The organism is Zooshikella sp. RANM57 (assembly GCF_050749885.1).
Lineage (GTDB): Bacteria > Pseudomonadota > Gammaproteobacteria > Pseudomonadales > Zooshikellaceae > Zooshikella.
The window spans coordinates 1-255 of record NZ_JBOIUB010000089.1 but is presented as its reverse complement, the minus strand read 5'-3'; the positions used below and the strand labels follow the sequence as shown (position 1 = coordinate 255).

1 protein-coding gene is annotated in these 255 nt (G+C 43.9%); it reads left to right on the top strand.

Annotation, left to right across the window (positions count from 1 at the left end; genetic code table 11):
• Positions 1 to 255 (top strand): Tc toxin subunit A (locus tag ACQ96U_RS27255; RefSeq protein ID WP_431724425.1); only part of this gene is annotated, 255 nt, incomplete at both ends.

Genomic DNA, 255 nt, shown 5'->3' with positions numbered 1-255 from the left:
TACACAACCTCAGATGCCGTTTCTTCGATGTTTTCTCCTGCCGCGTATCTTACTGAGCTGTATATGTATGGAAAACAGCTCGATTCTAACTCAAATTACGCGTTAGATACTCGTCGGCCTGATTTACAAAATTTGGTACTGAGCCAGGCTAATTTAGAGGAAGAAATCACTACACTTGCCCTATCGAATGAAATACTTATCGCTGCCTGTGGCTCAGAGGTGGAGTTACAACTACCAAGCTTAAGCTACCCTCCC